Source organism: Corynebacterium sp. HMSC076D02 (assembly GCF_001813815.1).
GTDB lineage: Bacteria > Actinomycetota > Actinomycetes > Mycobacteriales > Mycobacteriaceae > Corynebacterium > Corynebacterium simulans.
In genome coordinates this window covers 71,767-91,477 of the sequence record NZ_KV814037.1, presented here as the reverse complement: position 1 = coordinate 91,477, position 19,711 = coordinate 71,767, and the positions used below count along the sequence as shown (strand labels likewise).

At 61.7% G+C, this 19,711-nt stretch carries 16 protein-coding genes; 12 read left to right on the top strand and 4 right to left on the bottom strand.

All coding sequences use genetic code 11. The features are described 5' to 3' along the window. Positions 1–16: 16 nt before the first annotated feature. A complete protein-coding gene (locus HMPREF2935_RS01230; RefSeq protein ID WP_246817753.1) occupies positions 17–1,186 on the bottom strand; it encodes a glycoside hydrolase family 3 N-terminal domain-containing protein in 1,170 nt (389 codons plus the stop codon). Positions 1,187–1,245: 59 nt separating this feature from the next. On the opposite strand from HMPREF2935_RS01230, the gene HMPREF2935_RS01225 reads away from it, so the two are divergent. The 3 genes from HMPREF2935_RS01225 to HMPREF2935_RS01215 are packed head-to-tail and all read left to right on the top strand — an operon-like array spanning position 1,246 to position 5,156. After that, a complete protein-coding gene (locus HMPREF2935_RS01225; protein WP_070731739.1) occupies positions 1,246–1,743 on the top strand; it encodes a universal stress protein in 498 nt (165 codons plus the stop codon). Between the two features lie 33 nt (positions 1,744–1,776). Then, a complete protein-coding gene (locus tag HMPREF2935_RS01220; protein ID WP_061924980.1) occupies positions 1,777–1,974 on the top strand; it encodes a DUF2613 domain-containing protein in 198 nt (65 codons plus the stop codon). Further along, on the top strand, positions 1,974–5,156 hold the full coding sequence (locus HMPREF2935_RS01215; RefSeq protein ID WP_070731668.1) for an alpha-(1->3)-arabinofuranosyltransferase domain-containing protein: 3,183 nt from the start codon (positions 1,974–1,976) through the stop codon (positions 5,154–5,156). Before HMPREF2935_RS01220 ends, HMPREF2935_RS01215 begins: the two co-directional genes overlap by 1 nt. Here HMPREF2935_RS01215 and HMPREF2935_RS01210 read toward each other — a convergent pair. Next, a complete protein-coding gene (locus tag HMPREF2935_RS01210; protein ID WP_305764082.1) occupies positions 5,072–6,232 on the bottom strand; it encodes an acyltransferase family protein in 1,161 nt (386 codons plus the stop codon). The two genes, HMPREF2935_RS01215 and HMPREF2935_RS01210, sit on opposite strands and share 85 nt — an antisense overlap. Before the next feature lie 61 nt (positions 6,233–6,293). On the opposite strand from HMPREF2935_RS01210, the gene HMPREF2935_RS01205 reads away from it, so the two are divergent. Beyond that, a complete protein-coding gene (locus HMPREF2935_RS01205; RefSeq protein ID WP_070731665.1) occupies positions 6,294–7,445 on the top strand; it encodes a PorA family protein in 1,152 nt (383 codons plus the stop codon). Continuing rightward, positions 7,432–8,940, top strand: a complete 1,509-nt coding sequence (locus HMPREF2935_RS01200; RefSeq protein ID WP_246817752.1) for an MmpA family trehalose lipid delivery protein — start codon at positions 7,432–7,434, stop codon at positions 8,938–8,940. Before HMPREF2935_RS01205 ends, HMPREF2935_RS01200 begins: the two co-directional genes overlap by 14 nt. On the opposite strand, the gene HMPREF2935_RS01195 is transcribed toward HMPREF2935_RS01200, so the two are convergent. Beyond that, complete coding sequence (locus HMPREF2935_RS01195; RefSeq protein WP_070731663.1) at positions 8,872–10,008, bottom strand: glycosyltransferase family 4 protein; 1,137 nt, start codon at positions 10,006–10,008, stop codon at positions 8,872–8,874. The genes HMPREF2935_RS01200 and HMPREF2935_RS01195 overlap by 69 nt on opposite strands. Before the next feature lie 24 nt (positions 10,009–10,032). On the opposite strand from HMPREF2935_RS01195, the gene HMPREF2935_RS01190 reads away from it, so the two are divergent. Continuing rightward, positions 10,033–10,818: a class I SAM-dependent methyltransferase gene (locus HMPREF2935_RS01190; protein WP_061924995.1), complete on the top strand. Its 786-nt coding sequence runs from the start codon at positions 10,033–10,035 to the stop codon at positions 10,816–10,818. Positions 10,819–11,216: 398 nt separating this feature from the next. On the opposite strand, the gene HMPREF2935_RS01185 is transcribed toward HMPREF2935_RS01190, so the two are convergent. Further along, positions 11,217–13,034 (bottom strand): phosphoenolpyruvate carboxykinase (GTP), encoded by a 1,818-nt coding sequence (locus tag HMPREF2935_RS01185; protein WP_070731662.1) that lies wholly within the window; start codon positions 13,032–13,034, stop codon positions 11,217–11,219. A gap of 407 nt (positions 13,035–13,441) precedes the next feature. On the opposite strand from HMPREF2935_RS01185, the gene trmB reads away from it, so the two are divergent. From trmB to HMPREF2935_RS01155, 6 genes are read left to right on the top strand one after another with little or no spacing between them, the layout of a single operon-like run. Next, positions 13,442–14,218 carry a tRNA (guanosine(46)-N7)-methyltransferase TrmB gene (trmB, locus tag HMPREF2935_RS01180; protein WP_070731660.1) on the top strand — a complete coding sequence of 259 codons (777 nt, stop codon included), beginning with the start codon at positions 13,442–13,444 and terminating at the stop codon, positions 14,216–14,218. Beyond that, positions 14,218–14,814, top strand: coding sequence for an NYN domain-containing protein (locus HMPREF2935_RS01175; protein WP_070731659.1), 597 nt, complete (start codon positions 14,218–14,220; stop codon positions 14,812–14,814). Before trmB ends, HMPREF2935_RS01175 begins: the two co-directional genes overlap by 1 nt. A 7-nt stretch (positions 14,815–14,821) precedes the next feature. Further along, positions 14,822–17,119, top strand: a complete 2,298-nt coding sequence (locus tag HMPREF2935_RS01170) for an MMPL family transporter (protein ID WP_070731657.1) — start codon at positions 14,822–14,824, stop codon at positions 17,117–17,119. After that, complete coding sequence (locus HMPREF2935_RS01165; RefSeq protein ID WP_070731654.1) at positions 17,116–18,132, top strand: lysylphosphatidylglycerol synthase transmembrane domain-containing protein; 1,017 nt, start codon at positions 17,116–17,118, stop codon at positions 18,130–18,132. Before HMPREF2935_RS01170 ends, HMPREF2935_RS01165 begins: the two co-directional genes overlap by 4 nt. A 6-nt stretch (positions 18,133–18,138) precedes the next feature. Beyond that, on the top strand, positions 18,139–18,483 hold the full coding sequence (locus HMPREF2935_RS01160) for a DUF3054 domain-containing protein (RefSeq protein ID WP_061925014.1): 345 nt from the start codon (positions 18,139–18,141) through the stop codon (positions 18,481–18,483). A 41-nt stretch (positions 18,484–18,524) separates the two neighbouring features. After that, positions 18,525–19,589: an HNH endonuclease signature motif containing protein gene (locus HMPREF2935_RS01155; RefSeq protein WP_062043138.1), complete on the top strand. Its 1,065-nt coding sequence runs from the start codon at positions 18,525–18,527 to the stop codon at positions 19,587–19,589. Positions 19,590–19,711: the final 122 nt, after the last annotated feature.

Sequence of the window (19,711 nt, the reverse complement as noted above, 5' to 3'; positions counted from 1 at the left end):
TACTGATCAGCTCTTACTATTCGGGCAATTTTCCACCTGTAAGCCGCTGGGCGGAGGCTTGCAGCTGCGCATCGGTGAGCGTGCCGTCATCGAGTGCTGCTACCACCGCATCGACGGCCGCGGGGAATTCAGCATCCGTAGACCACAGTGGCATATCCGCGCCGCTAGCCAGCGCAGCCACCACCGCCTGCGGGACGTTCATGGTGTCTGCGATAGAGGCCATGCCGCCGATGTCATCGGTGTAGATGGGCCCGCCATAGTGCAGCTGCTCGCGTGCAAGCTGGTACGCCGCGGGATTGATGGAGGCGGGGGTTTGCCCGTCGCCCAGCCCCGGCACAACGAGGTGCCCCATCATGAGTCCCGCCGCAGGAGCCGCCGGGATCGCCTCTTGGAAAGGCACAAACTCGTGACCGTAGAGCTCCTCCAGCGGCGGAGTCACGGCCTCGCCGAGATGGGTGTCGCCGGAAGCGCGGCCGTGACCTGGGAAGTGCTTGAACACAGCCTTTACTCCCGCCGATTCCAGGCCGCGAGCAAAAGCCGCGCCGTACTCGCCGGCCTGCTTGGGGTCGGTGGAAAAGGAACGGTCGCCTACTACTTCGAGTTCGCCACCATCGACGTCGAGAACCGGCGCGAAGTCCACGTTGATGCCGTGTTCTTTCAGCACGCGCCCGATCTCGGCACCCATCTGCTCGACTTCTTCTGGGCTATGCTCGGCGGCCATCTGCGCAGGTGCAGGATGCTCGCCGAGGATTTCGGAAAAGCGCTGTACACGCCCGCCTTCGAAATCAATGGAGACTTGGAAATCGCGGCCCACTGCCGCACGCAGGGCGTTAATGTCGCGTCCTGGCTCGCTGAGCAGCGCCGGGTCTGCCCAGCTGGGGATGAAGATTCCGCCGGCGCCGGCCTGCAGTTTGGCCAGTGCGTCGTCGTAGTTCACCGCGGGCGGCATGAGCACCGATGCGGCCAGCTGGCGGCGGTCCACGGGCACAGGCGCTTCTTCGCTGGGGGTTGTACTCGGTGCCGCGCTTGCCGACGCCGCACCAGGCGCCGAGCTCGACGCTGCGGGTTCCTGCGTGCTTTCCGGCTGCTCGCTATCGCAGGAAGCCAGGCCAAAACCAAGCCCAAGCGTGAGGACAGCAGCAGCCGCAGTGCGGGCCGAGAACATCGGGGACGGGGAAAGCTCCATGCCTTCCAGTGTGCACGATTCCCAGCGATATGCCCGCGGAGGGGATTAGTATGGCATCCATGAGTAACGGTGAGACGATATTGATTGCTTACGACGGCTCCACTCGGGCAGCCCGCGCGATGGAGCACGCAGCCCGCCTGCTGCGCCCGCGCCACGTCGAGATTTTGACGGCGTGGGAGCCGATGGCCCGTCAGGCAGCGCGTGCAGTCAGCCGTACTGGCATGCACCAGTCCACGGTGGCGCCGGAAGCGGTGGAAGATGATCCGGCCTATGAGGAAGCGCTGCGGATTTGTAGGCAAGGAGTCGAGGTTGCAGAAAACCTGGGCCTTTCCGGCCGCGCCCACTTGGTGGAGTCGGTGACCACGATTGCCTCCGCTATTGTCGACGCCGCGCAAGAACTCGACGTCGATATCATCGTCACCGGCACCCGCGCGCTCAGCGGCTTCCGCGGCTGGTGGACCAACTCCACGGCCGAGCACATCGTGCGTAACGCTGGCCTTCCGGTCTTTATTGTTCCGCCCGAGCTGGACGACGACGCGGAGGAAGAAGATAGCTAAATTTCTAGCAGGTAGCTGCTAGGATGTGGGTTTATGGCACTCGAGACGGACTCCCTCAACAAGCGCACCCTCGGCCCCGCCGTGGGCAGCACCGTCGTGGGCATCGCCCTCGGCGTCATCACCATCATTGGCATCGCGCAGTTTTCTAATGCTGATGCAGTTCCGTCGGACGGTGCAGTTTCCGCTTCTGATGCCGTAATGGGCGGCCCGGAGTACGGCTCTAGGAACTAATGAATGCGCAGTCCCGCTGGCGCATAGGCGGGCTTTTAGCTCTCGCTGTTTTTGTATTTACCCAGCCCTTTGGCTTGGTTGCGGCGGATACCAAGCACGATCTCACCGCTAACCCCCTGGGCTTTCTACGCGGGGCGACCAGCGCCTATACCGAGGTCTTTACGCTCGGCCAGTTACAGAACCAGGCTTATGGTTATCTTTTCCCGCAGGGCCCGTTTTTTCTTCTTACCTCGCCGCTGCCGGATTGGGTAGCTCAGCGCTTGTGGTGGTTACTCGTCCTAGGCGTGGGCTTTTGGGGCTTCCACCGGCTGATTTATGCGTCCCTTCCTCCGCAGTTCAGAGGCCTTAGACGGGAAGGCCTTAGGCGGGAGTTTTCGCCCGTCTGGCCTTTTCTTGCGGCCCTGCTTTACGCGCTTTCGCCCCGCGCGCTGACTACGATAGGCGCAATTTCCTCGGAGACCTGGCCGGTCATGCTGGCGCCGTGGGTCATCCTGCCCTTCTTGCGCCGGGAGCTAACGTGGCGCTGCGCCACGGCAGCAGTTTTGCCGGTGGCAGCGATGGGCGCGGTCAATGCCACCGCTACCCTCGCTGCCTGTGTTCCGGCAGCGGTGGTGCTTTTGTACCGCCGAGCCTGGCGTCCCGGCCTAGTGTGGCTGGCCGGCTGCGCGGCGGTTTCTCTGTGGTGGATAGTGCCGCTTTTGGTGCTGGGGCGCTACGCCCCGCCATTTACTGAGTTCATCGAGTCTTCCTATGTCACCACCCGCTGGCTAAACCTGCCGGAAATTCTCCGCGGCACCACCAGCTGGGCACCCTTCGTCGACACGGAGCGCGCGGCCGGATATGCACTGGCCACCCAGCCTTTCTTCGTACTGGTCACCATGACGGTGGCAGCAATTGGCCTCTACGGCCTAGCACGACTGCCGCGAGTCTGGCCGGTCATGGCCTGCGTGGGCATCGCTATCCTCGGCACCCACGCCGCCTGGTATCTCAACGCGCTCGACGGCCCGCTTGCCGCGCTAAGAAACCTCCACAAGTTCGATCCGCTCGTGCGCATCCCACTGCTGCTCGGTTTCGCCGCGGCAACCTCCGCCCTGCCCCTGCCGCGGGTACGGGACGAGTGGTTGCGGCCGGGGCGTCGCCAAGCGGTGGCGGTGCTGGTGGCCGCCATTGCCTGCGCGTCCTTCTCGCCCGCGTGGACTGGGCGTCTACTTCCCAAGGGCGCCTACGAAAAGGTCCCGGAGTACTGGCACGAGGCCGTGGACTTCCTCAACACCCATGCCCAGGGCACGCGCACGCTGCTGTTCCCCGAGGCTTCTTTCGCACGCCAGGACTGGGGTTGGACACGCGATGAGCCGGCACAGCCGCTTCTCGACGTCCCGTGGGCCGTCCGCGACGCCATCCCCCTCGTCCCGCCCGAGGCCATCCGCGGACTCGACGGCGTGGTGGCAGCCCTCCACGAAGATCCCGCCACCGGTAGCGCCGCGCTGCGCCGCCTCGGCATCGGTGCGGTGCTGCTGCGCCACGACTTAGTCTCTACAGAGGGCGCGAACGGCCGCGATGACTCCCAGCTGGCGGCCTGGCGCGATGCTTCCTCCTACGGCGGGCAGGTCCACTCTTTCGGCCCTGATGACGAGGTGGAGGTCATCATCCTCCCGCATGCCGACGATGCCGTAGGCACGCTGACCTCCGCCAATCCCGTCCGCGTGGCCGGCGGCGGGGAGTCCCTGGCCTTCCTGGATGCCCATGGTGACGGTTCGGCTCCTGCCTACGAGCTCGTCGATCGTGACGCCGACATCGTCACCGATACGCCCACGCTGACCGACCGCAACTACGGCACCCTCGACGGGCCCATCTCCGCGCCTTTGGCCGAGGGAGATCCCTCGACGGTGAATAACCGCCTGCGCGACTACCCCTCCGCCGGGCCGCTGACAAAGGTGGTTTCGCACGGCGGCACAGTCCGCGCTTCTTCCTCGGCTGCCGACGCCGATGCCTTCGGCGGCGCCAATCCCGCGCGCTCGCGCACCGCTGCTGTTGACGGCGAAAATTCCACCGCCTGGTGGCCCGCCCCCGGCGATACCGGCTGGCTGGAGCTAAACAAGGACCCGAATACGCCGGCGTGGCACGCGCCGGTGGTCAAGCTCATGGCCACTGCCCACACCGAGGTCACCGTGCGCTCGGGAAGCGCGAAGGTCAAGGTTAAGCTCAAGCCCTACCGCTCCCGAGAAGTGCGCGTGCCAGGTGGGGATACCCGCAGCATCCGCATCGATCTTTCCGAGCGCGTGGGCATCGCCAACGCGCAGGTCGTGGGCTCCCCCATCGAGCGCGTGGTCACCGTTCCGGCGACTTCCCCGGACGTCCACCAGTTCTTCTTCCAGCAGCTAGCCCAGGACACCCGTATCCTCATCCGTGACTTCACGGTGCCCCGCACCATGCGGTTGGAGCTGGACGCCCGCAAGCCCGTGCTTATCGACGGTGTGCGTTATAACCCCGGTGCGCACCTCACCCTCCGCTCCGGCACCCACCGCGTGCGCAGCACCGGCGGATGGATCAGCCTGCGCGAGGTGGGCTGGTCACCGGCCGCCGCCAGCAAACGAACCTCCGGCACCATCGAAGCCACGGGGCAGGACCGGCTGCTTATCACCGGCAATGCGTTTAACCCCGGCCTGCAGGGCCACCTCGATTCGGAGGCCGGCAGCATCGACCTCGCGCCGCGAGAGATCAACGCTTCCCTCCAGGCTTTTGTTATTCCCGCAGGCAGAAGCGGTAGCTTCCGCATGAGCTTTGCCGCGGCGCGTACCTATAAGGCCGCGCTTGGCTTAGGCGGCGCGCTGGCCCTGCTGACCGTGGCCGGCTGCCTGCTTTCTCTTCGCCGCCGCCCCACCGCGCCGTGGCAGCCAGACGATGGCCGCGGCGCCCACATTCTCGCTGCAGTATGCGGCCTGGGTACGCTCAGCCTGCTCGGCCTGCCCGCCGTACTCGCGGGTGTAGCTGCGTGGGTGGTGTTGAGATGGACGTCGCTAAGCGCTGCTCCTTTAGCCGCCGCCCTGACGGCGGCGGCTGGGACCATGCTTGCCCGCGCGCCGTGGGCCAGCGGCAGCTATGCCGGCGATTCGGTCCTCGTGACCTGCTTGTGCGCTGCCTCGCTAGCCTGCGTCCTGTGGCCCAGCCGCCGCGCGAACTGACCAACCAACCGCCTGCCGGGTTCTTCCACCACGGCGTAGCTAACGGCCGAGACCAGCAGGCTGCCCGCCACCGTCACCGCGAAGGCCACGCAGAAGTCCACGACCTTGCCCGAAAACAGGGGCACTCCCAGCAAGGGAAAGACCACCGACAACACCGCAACGTGCCACAAAAACAGCGAGTAGGACCAACGCCCCAAAGCCTGCCCCCACTGGCTGCTCAGCAGCGAAGACTTCCGTGGGGCCAAAGCCACAGGCGCCATCACGCACACCGCAAAGACCGCGCCCACCATGATGCGTCGCGCGAACTCCCCTGGCTCCGGATGCGCCAAACCCCGCGGGCCAAACCACTCGCGGCTAGCCAGCCACAGGCAACCACACGCCACCAGCCACCACGCCCACCGCATCCGCAGCGCACGTTTTAGCCACCCTGGAAACTGCCCGCGCACAGTTTCTGCTTCAGCTAGCAGCATCCCGACTGCAAACCACGAGGCATACGCCGGCGGCCAAATCTGCGAATTCACGTCCCCCTTGGCGTAATCAGCCACGAAGGGAACAAAGCCCCAGCCCCAGCTCAGCACCGCCGCCACAGCAATGGCCCACACCCTGCGCCGCCGCGACCATCCGCGCATCACCGCCGCCAGCAGCGGCAGCACCAGATAAAACGCGAACTCCACACACAGCGACCACAGTTGCGTAAGCCCCGGCGCCAAACCGTCGACTACATAAATCTGCGTGCCCGTTAGGTTGCTGAATAGCTGGGTAGCGGTGGCGGAATGGGCGTCGGGAAGCAGTGCGAAGACCAGCACCACACACACCAGATACGCAAGCGCCAGGCGTCCCACGCGGGACCACGCATAATCCCGCGGGCTGTGCAGGGCGCGCCGGCGCCACAGCAGGAAAGCGCTCAGCGCAAAGAACACCGAAACGAAGTAATCGAAACGCTCCGCAATCCCCCAACCGGTGCCCGTTTGAAAGGAGACATGCGTGACCACAATTCCCAAAGCGGCGCAGCCTCGCATACCATCCAACTCAGAAATATGGCGGGGTAGGCTCTTTAAGGAAGAATGGGAAGCCACACTAATTTTCCTTCCTCCTCATAATGCACGGCGCACGTAAACTGATTGGAACTCTACTGTAATGAAGCGGCTGATTAACTGGAGCTCGCGGATGACGAAGGTGATCGTCGCGGCAATCATCTTTTTGCTCCTCGGTTCTGTGCTGCCGCCGTTGTACAACAATCAGGCCCGGCCGCTGCCAGATGATCTAAACTTCACCATCGACACCGCCCCTACCCAGGGCACGGCTCTTAACGTCAGCCGCGCTGTGCAACACAAGAAGCCAGCGGATGCCCACGGCAACCCTGACTGCGATGCCAAGGATGCTCCACTCTATTGCTATGCAGAGGAACGAGACGTTTCGCTCAAACGCACCACCCGCACCTCGCCTACTGCCGACGACGCCGTGGCTTCCGCCGATTCCCTCCTCCAGGTCACCTCGAATGGCCAGACTATCGCGGAGATCAAGGAAAACTCGCTGCTCAACCGCGAATCCGCTTATCCGGTAGCAGGGCCCAATAGCTCACAGCAGGTTGATATCGCCCCGCTGAATATCTCTGCGGCTGGCCGCGACTTTTCGCGCGATGGCATCAGCTACTTCTTCCCGGCTAAGGCGGAACAGCGCAGCTACCCGTATTTCGATCCGATGACGCAGACCACAGCGCCCATCGACTTCACCGGTACCGAAAAGCGCGAGACAATTCCGACCTACATCTTCCACCAGGAAATTGAGCCGGTTGCCTTGGCCTATTCGCTGGGCATCTTGCAGCAGCAAACCCCCGATGAGAAAGCCACGCGCACGAGCCCAGAGAAGCTGCAGCGCTCCGGCCCGGCACAGGCGATGTTCGACGAGGAGTCGCTACACCGCTTCGGGCTGGACCCCACCGAGCACGTCAGCCTCGAGCCTTTCTACACGGTCAAGCGCGACGTATGGGTAGAACCAACCACCGGCACCATCGTCGATGCTCATGAGGACATAAAGATTTTCCTCGCCACCGACCAGGACCAGGCGAAGAAGATGGTTGCCGAGGACGACACTGCCGACCGCTCCCTCTTCCAGGCCAGCTTGAACTGGTCCGATGCCACCAAGAAGGAACGTTTGGACACGGTACGCACGACCATCAACAACGTGAAGATTCTCAGCATCGTCGGCTGGTTAGGCAAGGTCATCGGCGTTATCTTGCTGGCCTATGCCGCCTTTATGTACATGCGCCGCCACCGTGCCGGCGCCTAAACCCGCGCGCCACAGGTCCGCGCGCCGCAGGTCCGCGCGCTGGGGCCTAGGGCTGTGGGGCGCCCTGCTCGTGGTGGCAGTGTGCTGGCCGTTTTTCCTGCCTGGCGAGATGGTGTGGCGCGATATGGTTCTACTCCACAACCCCGGTTTTACCGCCTCCAACTTTGGGCTGGGCTCGCTGCCCGCCCGTAATGCGCCCCAGGACGGCGCGCTGGCTTTGCTGGGCGGCGATTGGTTCGCACGCGTGCTCGTCACCGCTTCCGCAAGTGCTAGCGCATACGTTGCCGCGAAGTGGGCCCGCACTTCGCTTTCCGCCGCCGCTGCGATGGCTTGTGCGGTGGCCAATCCTTTCATCGTCGAGCGCCTGCTCCTGGGGCACTGGTCCCTTGCAATTGCGGGATGGCTCGCGCCAGTTCTGGCATGGGCGTGCCTGCACAAGCGCGCGATTCCCGCGTGGCTGAGTCTGTGGGCAAGTTCCCTTACTCCCACCGGCGGCGTATTCGGCGTGCTAATCGCCCTTATTACTGGCCGTTTCAAGCTCGCCGCGGGTGGCGTGGCGCTGTGCCTGCCGTGGCTGGTGCCGGCGATTACCAACAACGCAGTTCCCGGTCCGGCTGCCGCGCAGGTGGCTGCATTCGCGCCTCGCGCGGAAGCTGGCGTGGGCACCGTCGGCGCTCTCCTTGGTCTCGGCGGCATCTGGAGCGCCGACGCCGTTCCCGACTCCCGCCACCACGGCTTTGCGCTCGCAGGGCTCGTGGTTGCAGCTGTTGCGCTGCTCGGCGCCCGCCGCCTCGCCCCCGCTTGCCGACGCCCCCTTCTCCTCCTCGCCGCCGTAGGCCTCGGCAGCGCGCTTATTGCCTGGGCTTGCCCCGGCGCGCTGGCGTGGCTGATTGAAACGGTCCCCGGCGCGGGCCTGCTTCGCGACGCCTCTAAGCTAACGCTACTTGCCCTACCCCTCTACGTCGCCGGTATCGGCGCCCTGCCTAACCTCCCCGCGGCCTTGGCACTCCTCGCCTGTCTGCTTCAGGCTCCCGACACTCCACGCGAGCTAGCTGTCCTCACGCCACGCCCCAGCGGCATTGATCACCAGCTCGTCGAAGAGCTAGACGGCCGGCTAGCACTCTTCCCGCAACGCCCCTCCCTCGTCACTTTGTCCGACGGCACCACCGCAGTCGACCCGTATTCGAAGGCCGTGAACAAACTGGAATCCGGCGAACTGCGCGTCGACGGCGTTGTGGTCGACCAAGCCCAGCCCGCCTACCGCGCGGCGCTGCAAGCTTGGCAGGACCAGGACTTAGATAAGCTCGCCCAACTCGGCGTGGGCGCGGTGGTTGTTGACGGCCGCATCGTCGCCGAGCCGCCCGCCCCCGCGCCCAAGGTTCCGTGGGCTCTTACCGCCGCCTGGGTGGCCAGCCCGCTGGCCTGCTTAGTGCTCTGGCTGCTGGTCCGTCCAGGCCTTCTGGCTACCCGCCGTCACACGAGCGGTCTGCGTTAGCAATTTCTCAAAAGCGCACCCCGTCTTCTCCCAGGAGTAGTGTGCTGCCAGCTCACGGGCATTCTCGCCCAACTGACGGCGTAAATTCGCATCCGCAACAAGCTCGCGGACTGCCCGCACAAACTCTTTCTCGGTATCGACCAGCACGCCAGTCTGGCCCGGGATGACGCTATCGCGCAGCCCGAAGGAATAGCCCACCGTCGGCACACCGTGCTGCGCGGCTTCCATCACTGCCAGCCCCCAGCCTTCTTTGCGCGAGGGCATGAGGTGGACGTCGGCAAGCGCAAGCAAAGCGTGCTTATAGTCCTCGGTGACCTGCCCGCGGAAGCGAACCCGCGAGGCCACTCCAATGCGCTCGGCGTACTCACGCAGCTGCGCTTCCCACCAGCCGGAACCGATGACGTCGAGGACCGCGCCAGGCATCTTTGCCACCGTGTCCATCGCATGTTCAATCTGCTTGTGCGGAACCAACCGCGAGAGCGTCACCAGATGGATGGCCGTCTCGCGTTGCAGGGTCGGCACATGTTCTGGCAGTAGGTCGACACCATTTTCGATGATGTGCGCGCCTTTAATTCCCAGCTCTTCCAAATCCTGCTTGGAAGCCTGCGAGACCGTCACATAAGGGCTGTTGTGGTAGACACTTGGCGCAACCTTCGATTCCAAGAACCACCCCAAACGTGCCAAGAGAGGGCCCGCAACCGGCCATTGTTCGCGATGACAATGATGGGTGAGCAAAACAGTTGGCGCCTTGGAAACCAGTTTGGCGAAGAAAGGAATGCCGTTCTGGGTATCGACGATGACATCGATGTTCTTGGCGTCGCCAAGCCCCAAGCGCCCGGCCAAAATGGCTAGCCACGCGCGCGGATACACGCTGAACTTGGCACCGCCACGAGAATATAAAACGCCCTCGCGATGCTCACGCTTTGCAGCATTCATGTGCCGCGCGGTGCGGAAGACCACCTCGTGGCCTTGCGCCGCCAGATACTCCCCGACGCGCTCCAGATAGCGTTCCGAGCCACCGCCCTGCGGGTGGGTGGAATCACGCCAGCACAGTAAAAGAATCTTCATGTCGAACTACTAGCCTAGTGGGTTATGAAACAAACCCGTGCCTTGGCCACGCTCGCGCGTTCGTGGCGCCTGCTCCGCTCTTTCCGCTTTGAGCAGACTGCGCCGGAGATTTTCTACGGCGGTCTAGCCGAAGACACTGCACTGCTTATCGACGCCCTTTGCCACGACGCCGGCACCCAACTCACCGGCGCGCGCGTTCTCGACGTCGGCGGCGGTCCGGGCTATTTCGCAGAGGCCTTCGCCCGCCGCGGGGCACAGTATTTCGGCGTGGAACCGGACGCCGGGGAAATGTCCGCGGCGGGAATCGCCCTGGCGAGCGCCGTGCGCGGTGATGGCACGCAGCTACCCTTCGCTGCAGATACCTTCGACATCACCTACTCCTCGAACGTCGCCGAACATATCCCGCATCCATGGGATATGGGAGAAGAAATGCTGCGCGTGACCAAGCCCGGCGGATTGGTTGTGCTCAGCTACACCGTGTGGCTGGGCCCCTTCGGCGGGCATGAGACCGGCCTCTGGGAGCACTATGTCGGCGGCGCCTTCGCCCGCGATCGCTATACCCGCCGCCACGGCCACCCGCCGAAGAACGTCTTCGGCACTTCGCTGTTCGCGGTCTCTGCCCGCGAGGGCCTTAAGTGGGCGGAAGCTATCACCAGCAGTGGCGCCGCACCTGGCGGCGCCTCAGAGGATGGTCCGACGCTAGTAGCGACGTTCCCGCGCTACCACCCCAGCTGGGCGTGGTGGGTAACGCGGGTGCCCGTCCTGCGCGAGTTCCTTACCTCAAACCTTGTCCTCGTGCTACGCCGTTGAGCCCGATTCCCCGCAAAATGTATCCAATTCAAACGTTCGGGAACATTGTTTCCGAACACGGTCGTCGTGAGTAACAATAACTACAGCTGCATTAGCTTTATCCAAGGATGCAGTTGGCTCATCCGCGAAAATTGGGTTGCGCCCGTTAGCGTGGTGTACGAGTTTGTTTCACCGCCATTCTTTTTATCGCGGCTCAATCGACTTCTGTCCTTTTAGGCCTTTTGTTTGACCTACCATTTGCCCGAAATAACACAAAGGGTCTGGCTCCGATGCATGATCGGAGCCAGACCCTAGATGCCCAAACAGCCTGAATTCAGTTACTCAAGCTGTCCAGAAGTCGGCCTCTTCAGCAATCAGCTAACTGCTTTAGACTTAGCCAACCGTGGAAAGTAAGAAGATTAGGCGTTTTCCACGCGGGACTTCAAAGCATTGAACTCGTCCCACACCTCGGAAGGAACGCGGGAGCCCAGGAAGTGCAGCCACTCGGTATTGTCTTCCATGTCTCCAGCCCATTCGGAAGCGTTGACGGCCAGCGCCTCGCGAACATCCTCGATATCGAAGTCGAGGCCCTCGATGTCGATGTCCTCAGCGCGAGCGGTGTTGCCCACGACAGTCTCAACGGCGTCGACCTTGCCTTCGATGCGGTCCACGATCCACTTCAAGACGCGAGAGTTCTCGCCGAAGCCCGGCCACAGGAAGCGGCCATCCTCGCCACGGCGGAACCAGTTGACCAGGAAGATGGACGGCATACGCTCGCCACCCTTTTCGCCCATGTCAATCCAGTGCTGCAGGTAGTCGCCAGCGTTGTAGCCGATGAACGGCAGCATAGCCATTGGGTCGTGGCGCAGTGCGCCGACCTTGCCCTCCGCAGCTGCAGTCTGGCCGGAAGCAAGCAGGGAGCCGATCATGGTGCCGTGGTTCCAGCTGAATGCCTGAGTAACCAGCGGGACAGTATCCGCGCGGCGGCCGCCGAACAGGATGGCATCAATCTTGACGCCCTTCCAGTCATCGAACTCCGGTGCAGCGGTTGGGCACTGGGCAATCGGGACGCAGTAGCGAGAGTTCGGGTGTGCCGCGTTGGTGGTGGACTCAGGGGTCCAGTCGTTGCCGAGCCAGTCGATGAGGTGGGCTGGAGCATCGCCCATGTCCTCCCACCAGACATCGCCGTCGTCGGTCAGCGCGACGTTGGTGAAGATGGTGTTGCCCGGCTCCATGGTCTTCATGGCAATCGGGTTGGAGTCATAGTTGGTGCCTGGCGCCACACCGAAGAAGCCGTTCTCTGGGTTGACGGCGTACAGGCCGTCCTCGCGCAGGTGCATCCACGCGATGTCGTCACCGACAACCTCTGCGGACCAGCCCGGGATGGTCGGGGTAATCATCGCGAGGTTGGTCTTGCCACAAGCAGACGGGAAAGCCGCCGCAACGTGGTAGTTCTTGCCCTCTGGGTTCGTCAGCTTCAGGATGAGCATATGCTCAGCCATCCAGCCCTCTTCTTTGGCCATAACAGAAGCGATGCGCAGCGCGTAGCACTTCTTGGCCAAGATGGCGTTTCCGCCGTAACCGGAACCATAGGACCAGATTTCCTTGGTCTCTGGGAACTGGGTGATGTACTTGGTCTCGTTGCACGGCCAAGCCACGTCCTCCTGGCCCTCCTCCAAAGGAGCGCCTACAGAGTGCAGAGCGTGCACGAAGTCGCCGTCCGCACCGATCTTCTCCAGTGCCTGTGCTCCCATGCGGGTCATGATGCGCATGGACAAAACGACATATTCGGAGTCAGTCAGCTGCACGCCCAGCTTTGGCTCTGGGTCGCTGATTGGCCCCATGCAGAAAGGAACGACGTACATGGTGCGGCCCTTCATGGAGCCGCGAAATGCCTCCGTCATCTCCTCCTTCATCGCCGCCGGCGGTGCCCAGTTGTTGGTAGGGCCCGCATCTTCCTCAGACTCAGTGCAGATGAAAGTGCGGGACTCCACACGCGCGACGTCGGAAGGGTTAGAGCGAGCCAAGTAGGAGTTCGGGCGCTTTTCCTCGTTCAGCTTGATGAGCGTGCCCTTTTCGACGAGCTCGCCTGCCAGACGATCTGCTTCTTCCTGGGAGCCGTCTATGAAGACCACGCGCTCCGGCTGGAAGAGTTCAACACTTTCGCTAATCCAAGAAATGAGCTTTTCGTTGCTCGTTGGCAACTCGCCGACGAGGCCTTTAATGGTGGCGGTCATCTAAGAATCTCCTAGTGGTCCGGTTCGTGAGGATTTTTACCGCCGAGGAACATCTACCGGGTTCTTGGCCGGAGCACACGTCCCCCACGGGTCTTTCACCACAAGATTAACCCCACGTCGCCGCGAATTAGGGTCAAAATTAGGCATTCAAAGCCAATATGGTTATAACCATGCCGTTCACCACAACTTAACCAAGCGTATGCCGTTGTGACATACAGCATACAGCCCCTCACCCCACCCCAATACGGGGCTGAAATGTTCAGAAGTGGGCGCAGCTTTGTCTGGAATAATCCACCCCCTCGAGACTCAACCCGGTTATATCCACCGCGTAAAGTTCCCTCCACCACCCAGCGAAAAGCGGCGCGGCACTTTGTTAGAGGCATAAGCACAGGGAACAATAAAGAGCAATGAATACTGCAGATAATCCTCAAAACTCCCCAGCCGGCGAAATGCCTCACGGCCGCCCGCTGCAGACCGACTTCAACGCTGAATTCGAAAACGACCTCGATTACCCACGCCTCGGCAACGTCACCTTCCGTCGCGGCACGCTCACTGACAACCAGAATGCCCTCTTCGAAGAGCACTGGCCACGCCTAGGAGCAATGCTTGCCGACGAACGCCTCGACATCGATTCCTGGTTCGGCCGCACCGGCGCCAAGACCATCGTCGAAATCGGGTCCGGCACCGGCACTTCCACCGCCGCTATGGCACCGCTCGAGCAGGACACCAACATCATCGCCGTCGAGCTCTACAAGCCGGGCCTAGCCAAGCTCCTAGGCTCTGTCGTTCGCAACGACATCGACAACATCCGCATGATCCGCGGCGACGGCATCGAGGTGATGGTCCGCATGTTTGCGCCAGAATCCTTGGACGGCATCCGTGTCTTCTTCCCTGACCCATGGCCGAAGGCCCGCCACCACAAGCGCCGCATCATCCAATCCGGCACCCTCAACCTTTTTGCCTCCCGCCTGAAAAAGGGCGGTGTTCTGCACGTCGCTACTGACCACGCAGGTTACGCCGAGTGGATAAACGAGCTTGTCGACGTCGAGCCCGCCCTCCGCTACAAAGGCTGGCCATGGCCCGAGTGCCCGCAGCTGACTGATCGCCAGCTCATCACCAAGTTCGAGGGCAAGGGCCTCGACAAAGACCACGTCATCACCGAATACCTGTGGGAGAAGATCTAATGCAAGGTTCCTACCTACTCATCTGGGACGCCCCCAACATGGACATGGGGCTAGGCGCGATCCTCGGTGGCCGCCCAACTGCAGCGCACCGCCCACGTTTTGATGCCATCGGCCGCTGGCTCGTCGATATCGCTCTGCAGAACGAAGCCCAGCCAGAAGCTGCCGTCTTCACCAACGTCACCCCCGGCGGCGCTGACGTCATCCGCCCGTGGGTCGAGGCGATCCGTAACGTCGGCTTTGCAGTCTTTGCCAAGCCGAAGCTGCACGAGGACGACGATGTCGATCCAGACATGGTGGATTACATCCAGGCCAACCGCGACAAACTCGAAGGCGTCATCGTCGCCTCCGCCGACGGCCAGAATTTCCAGTCCCTCCTCGAAGAAATCGCAGCCGAGGGCAAGCCCGTCTGCGTTCTCGGCTTCCACGAGCATGCCTCTTGGGCCGTGACACACGATGACATCGAATTCGTCGACCTCGAGGACATCGAAGGCGTCTTCCGCGAGCCACTGCCGCGCATCAACCTCGACAACCTGCCAGAAGGCGGCGCCTGGTTGCAACCCTTCCGCCCGCTCACCGCCCTACTCAAGCAGCGTTAGGAGGACCATGTTCTACGCTTGGGGCCGCTTTTCCTATGCGCATCGCAAAGTCGTCCCGCTCGTCATTGTTGGCATCATCCTGCTGCTTTTCATCGGCTTCGGTACTCGCTTAGGCGAGCGCATGAGCCAGGAAGGCTGGGAGGATCCCGGCGCGGCGTCGACAAGCGCAGCCCGCATCGAACAGGAAACCTTCGGGCGCGATAACTCCGGCGACGTCATCCTGCTGTTTTCTGATCCCGATCAGAACTTTGCCGCAGCAAAGGACCACCTCGCAACGCTAAAAGAACAGCACCCGCAGGAAATCGATGGCATCACCAGTTACTTCGATACCAAGAACCCAAACTTGGTCAATCGTGACCACAGCACTGCCTTTGCCGCTATCAGTCTCAAAGGCGACGGCGAACAGACGCTGAAGGACTTCCGCGCGATTGAAAGCGACCTCACCGCCACCGACATCCCGGTCAAAGTCGCTGGCGCTACTGCCGTCGCTGACAGCCTCGATGAGGGCATGGCGCACGACATCTCCCGCGCTGAAAAAGCAGCCCTTCCTTTGGTTGGTCTCCTACTGCTGATTGTCTTCGGCTCGGTTGTCGCTGCCTGCATGCCGCTTGTTGTAGGTGGCCTTTCTATCTTGGGCTCGCTGGGTATTTTGTCTGTGCTCGCTGGCTTCCAGCAGGTCAACGTCTTTGCCCAGGCCGTCGTAACGCTGCTCGGTTTGGGCCTTGCTATCGACTACGGCCTGTTCATGGTCTCCCGCTTCCGCGAGGAGCTGGATAAAGGCCGCTCGACCCCCGATGCCGTTGCCACCACGACCGCCACAGCCGGCCAAACCGTGGTCTTTTCCGCGGGCATGGTGACCGTGGCGTTGTCTGGTCTTTTCCTGTTCCCGCAGGCCTTCCTGAAGTCCGTGGCTTATGGCTCAATCTCTGCAGTTGGCCTGGCAGCGCTGTTGTCTGTGACCGTCTTGCCGGCGCTTTTCGGCCTGCTGGGCAAGCGCATCGACAAGTTCGCCGTGCGCAAGACTTCTCGAAAGGCCCGCCGCTTAGAAGACACAGTGTGGTACAAGCTTCCTCGTTGGGCCATGCGCCATGCCAAGCTCATGACCGTGGCCATCTGCGGCCTGCTCATTGCCCTTACCTTGCCAGTTCTTGGTGTTAAGTTCGGCGGCATCAACGAGACCTACCTGCCGCCACAACATGAAACCCGCATGGCTCAGGACGAGTTCAATGAACAGTTCCCGTCCTTCCGCACTGAGCCGGTAAAGCTAGTGGTAACTAACGCCACCAATCAGCAGCTTGTCGACGTCGTCATGCAAGTACGCCAGCTCGAAGGCCTCACCAAGCCGATGGGCCCTGTTACTCCAACGAAGGACGGCACCACCGTCCTTGCCGCAGGTATCAAGGACCGTGATGACTACGCCCGTATCGTCCACGAACTCGAGCAGGTGGAAGCCCCTGAAGGCGTTGAGCTCTACGTGGGAGGCACTCCGGCCATGGAGGTTGAGTCTTTGGATGCCCTTTTCCACAAGCTGCCGTGGATGGCTCTCTACGTCGTCCTGGCAACATTCGTGCTGATGTCTCTAGTTTTCGGCTCTTTCATCTTGCCGATTAAGGCCATTTTGATGACGCTGCTCTCCCTCGGCGCAACGCTCGGCATTTTGACCCTGATGTTCGTCGACGGCTTGGGAGCGAGCGCTTTGAGCTTTACTGCCGGCCCGCTGATGAGTCCAATTCTGGTGCTTATCATTGCCATCGTCTTCGGTCTTTCCACCGATTACGAGGTCTTTCTAGTCTCCCGCATGGTGGAGGCAAGGCGTCGTACGGACGGTGCCGATACAGATGAAGCCATCGCCATCGGCACTGCGCACACCGGTGGCATTATTACGGCTGCGGCTCTCATCATGATTGTAGTGGCAGGCGCTTTCGGCTTTTCCGACATCGTGATGATGAAATACATCGCTTTCGGCATGATTTTTGCACTGCTTATCGACGCCACCATCGTCCGCATGCTGCTCGTCCCCGCCGTCATGCACTTGCTGCGGGAAGACAACTGGTGGGCGCCCCGCTTCATCCATCGCGCTTACGACAAGTTGGGTCACGGCCGCGAACCCGCCCCAGCTTCCAGCCAGCCAGCTTCGGTCTCTGCACCGTCTGCTGCCCAACCAACCGCTGCCGCGATGCCATCTAAAGACGAGGACGAAGGCCCCGAGCGCAGTGGCCGTTCCCTCGCGGAAGACTCTTCCCTCATCCCATTCAGCGAGCTCATGCAGCGCCTCCAAGCCGATAAGCGCACGGGAGAGCGATGAAGAAGAACTGGTTAACCTGGATTGTTTCGCTGCTCATCCTGATCGCACTCGGATGGTTCTTTCGTGGCCACCTGAGTTTTATCGCCGAGGGCCTAACACGCCTTCGGCATGCGGAGCCGCTACCAGTCGTGCTGGTTGTACTCTTCGCATTCGGGTCTATTGCCGGCATGGCAGAGGTCATGCGTCTGCTCATCAAGGCCGGCAAGATTGAGGTCCCGCTGCGGGAAACTTATGCAATTACGCTGGCCTCCAATTCCTGGTCCACCACCCTTCCCGCAGGACCGGCCTTCGCTGCGATCCTGACATTCCAGGTACAGCGCGGGGGGGGCGCATCGGTGGCATTGTGCAGCTATTTCCTGTTCCTGTCATCGATCATTTCCTCGATGTTCCTGGCTCTCATCGGCGTCGCCGGTGTGTTTTTCTTGAACGCGGATATGGCATTGGGGTCGTTGCTGACCACCATCGTCCTGATGCTGGCGGCAATGGGCGCTATCTTCTGGATTACATCCCACCCGGCAACCATTCAGCGCTGGCTAAACCACCAGCGAGTTCTCAAGGGTGCGAAGCTAGCGCGCGTCCGCAAGGAAGTAAACAACCTTGACGAGGTGCACTTGAGCCGCGGCCCGTTTGCGGTCATTTGTATCTCCTCGCTCTTGCACCGCCTGTGCGACATGCTCGCTTTGTGGGCCAGCGTGTGGGCCATTACTGGAGAAATTCCTTGGCTACGCGCTGCTGAAGACCACACAACGATGGCCGGCATCGCCCTCGCTTTCCTCGCCGCAAAGCTGGCGGGCTCGGCGCAGGTTACGCCGGGCGGTCTTGGAACGGTGGAGGCCGCCCTCATTGCGCCGCTGGTGGCTACGGGCCTGACTGCCGCACATGCCACCTCCGCAGCGATTATCTACCGCCTTATTTCCTTTGCTCTGGTCACTATCATTGGCTGGGTCATCTACTTTGTGCATTACGCCAGCAAGGGGCTGACCTACCAAGCGCTGAATCGAAAGGACACTTAAACACTCATGCGCACAGCACCGATTATCGACATCATCGCCCTCGCCATCTTCGCAGTTCTCGCCCGCATTGCGCATGGAGGGCTCTCCTTCAGTAGCTGGGTTGATGCATTCTGGCCGTGGACCGTCGGCGCTCTTCTCGGATGGGTTATCATCCTCGCTGCAAAAATCGGTGGTCGTTGGAAGGAAGGCCTCGTAGTTTGGCTTTCTGCTGTAATTGGCGGAATGGCTCTATGGATGCTGGTGAACGGCCGCCTTCCGCACTACAGCTTCCTTATCGTTGCAACCACGATGTCGGCACTGTTCTTCTTCGGCTGGCGCGGTATCGCCGCGCTCGCTTCCCGCCGCCACTAGTTCCGGTTGCGGGCCCACTTCACCCCGTTTATGGTTTGGGCATGAAGTTGGGGGACTTACTCGGGGTACTTGCGCGCGGTATGCACGTGGTCTCGTTATGTGCGGGCCACAACCGCAGCGAGTTGGTGGCGATGGGCGCCACCGAGTCTTTTGCGCAGTCCTTGTTGTCCTTGCATGAAATCTATTTTGGAAAGACTGCTTTCAGCGCCATGCAGCGCGCAGCGCGAAATACTTCGCACTCTTTGGAATCGCTGCGAGAGATTGAAAAGTACGTCGGCCGCGTTAGGGATAAGCGCAAAGCTTGGCGCCTACGAGAAGAACTGTGTGCCACCAGGGAGCGCGATATTGCCAAGGTGGCTGTCGCCCGCCTGAAAGAGCTAAGGAAGCCACCGCAGGTTGCCCGCGGGGTAAAGGTGCTACGGCGCGATAATGGCCCGCACAGTCTCGTCATTACTGACTCCCCGCGCGCTATTGCTGATTTATTCGGCACCATCAAAGCCACTGCTAAAGACCCCACTGCCGCCGCAACTGCGGCTGAAGAAGCTGCAGCCGGCCTCGACTTGCTCGGAGCAGTCCGCCAAGTATTTAGCGGCGCTGGCTCCAGCTCGCCACAGCTGCATGCGCACGTGATTGTGCGCTTGGAACAGCTAGATAAAATCGCCCGCGGTGACGGCGACGATATCCAGCTTCTGGCCACAGATGGCGGAACGCTAAGCGGCGCAGAGTTCATCCAGAAGCGTTTCGCAGACATCGGCTTCGTTACCCTCGTTCATCCAGAAATTGGCCCGGTTAACTTGTACCGCACGCGGCGTTTTGCGTCGGCAAAACAGCGCACCATGTTGGCGGCTGAGCATCCCACCTGCGCATGGCTGGGCTGCCGGCGCCCAGCCAACGAATGCCAATTCCATCACCTGGATAGATGGGAAGACGGCGGAATGACAAACATCGACAATTTGGTTCCGTTATGCCACTACCACAACGCCATCAACGATGATTCACCCGATAAACCCACAGGCCGCGGAAGAATGGCCCGCCTTAGAGGTCGAATATGTTGGCTGCCGCCCGGCGGTGGCAGACCAGTCGTAATTCCCAGCCCCGCAATATAAACCCCGCTATACAAAAAGAGTCTTCCCACAAGTTGCCCTGTGGGAAGACTGCTTTCGGCTGCCAGAAAGGCTTCTGGCAAAAGTTCTTAGCTGGACATTGCTGCGCCATGGTTGAAAATCAT